A 1,617-nucleotide genomic window follows, 5' to 3' on the forward strand; every position below is an offset into this window, starting at 1 on the left:
CGGCCTCGGCTGGCCCTCGCCCTGGGCGCGGCGCTTCCTGGCCTGGGCGGCCCGCGCCTGCGGCATCCGGGTGCGCAGCATCGGCCAGCCGGTCGGCCGCGACGTCTTCTACATCGCCAATCACCTGAGCTGGACGGACGCCATGATCCTCGGCGGCCAGACCGGCACGGCGTTTGTCGCGCAAGACGGCATTGCGCTGTGGCCCGGCCTCAATTTCCTCTGCCGCCTCAACGACACCATCTTCATCAACCGCGCCGACAAGATGGGCGTTCGCCGCCAGATCGCCGCCATGCGCGCCCAGTTCGCCACCCGCCCCCGCCTCGCCCTGTTCCCCGAAGGCAGCTGCGGCGACGGCCGCCGCCTGCTGCCGTTCAAGGCGCCGCTGTTCGCCATGCTGATCCCACCCCCGCCGGGCGCCGCCATCCAGCCCGTTGTCATCGATTGCGACGAAGCCGGCCGGAACCTCGCCTGGGTCGGCATGGAAACCGGCGCCGCCAACGCCTGGCGCCTGCTCGCCCGCCCCGGCACCTGGGAGGCGCGGGTGCATTTCCTAGAACCCTTCAGCCCGGCCGACATGCCCGACCGCAAGGCGCTCTCCGCCCGAGCGCGGGCAGCGATCGCGGCGAAATTGTCGGAGACACTGGGCGGACGGCCGGAGGCCCCTTTTTCCTTTCACCTCAAGCAATAACACCCGCAATCCCCACAGTCACGCCAAGTAATGACACCCTCCTGCCATTGTATGAATCCGCCAGAAACGCCGAAGCCGCCATGGTCCGGCTTGCGACTCCGCAAGAAGAGGCATAACTTTCGTAACTGCCAGGTCGGATAAACCTGCGACCGAAATCCCTTGGATTCAGTCGCTTGTGGGAGGTTACCGACATGCCGACTGTGAAATTTCCGCTCACCCTGGCGGGCGCCGGCCCGAACGAGGCGCTGCCCGTGCTGGCGCTCTATGCACTGCCTGATGGCAAGCCGGCACAGAAGATCGCCGTGGCAGCCGACGGCAGCCTCAGTTTTGATCCGGCCAAGCTGAAGGGCATGACCCTGGCGCTGGGTCCGGATGCCGATCCGGCGACGCTGGACAGCGCCAATCTGATGCGGGTGCGCGCCGATCAGGTGCTCGACGGGTGGGCGCGCAGCGGCATCATCATCCCGCGTGAACGCTGGTGGCTCCTCCTGACCGAGACGCTGTGCGTGTCGGGCGACGTGCGCAAGTGCCGGCCCTGGTATCTGGGGCCGACCTATGTGAAGGCGCGGGCGCTGCCGACCAAGCTGGGCGTGCAGGTGCAGCCGCAGGTGTCGAGCCCGTTCGACCTGTCCGCCTCGGCCATCGTGCTGCCCATCCGCTGCCTGCCGCTGTGCGACGGCGTGGTGGAGATTTACGAGCGTGTGTGCTGCTGCCCGACGATCGACTGGCACGATCTGATCGACCGCCTGCGTGATCTGCTGCGCGATCTGCCGGTGCTGGTGCAATGGCCGGTTCCGCCAATCCCCGATCCGGGGCCGCTGATTCCCGGCCGAATTCCGGGCGGTTTTCCCGGCGGCATCCCGATCCCGCGCCCGGTGATTGGCGCCGGCCTTGCCGCGCGCGGCCGCATCGCGCCGCGGGTGTCGCCG

The 1,617-nt window shown here is 68.5% G+C and carries 2 protein-coding genes; both read left to right on the forward strand.

Translation table 11 applies throughout. The features are described from left to right. Positions 1-688 (forward strand): lysophospholipid acyltransferase family protein (locus GJ693_RS15880; protein ID WP_156257200.1); only part of this gene is annotated, 688 nt, incomplete at its 5' end. Between the two features lie 191 nt (positions 689-879). Beyond that, a partial coding sequence (locus GJ693_RS15885; RefSeq protein WP_156257201.1) for a hypothetical protein occupies positions 880-1,617 on the forward strand: 738 nt, incomplete at its 3' end.

This window comes from Sandarakinorhabdus oryzae, assembly GCF_009733735.1.
GTDB classification, from domain to species: domain Bacteria; phylum Pseudomonadota; class Alphaproteobacteria; order Sphingomonadales; family Sphingomonadaceae; genus Sandarakinorhabdus; species Sandarakinorhabdus oryzae.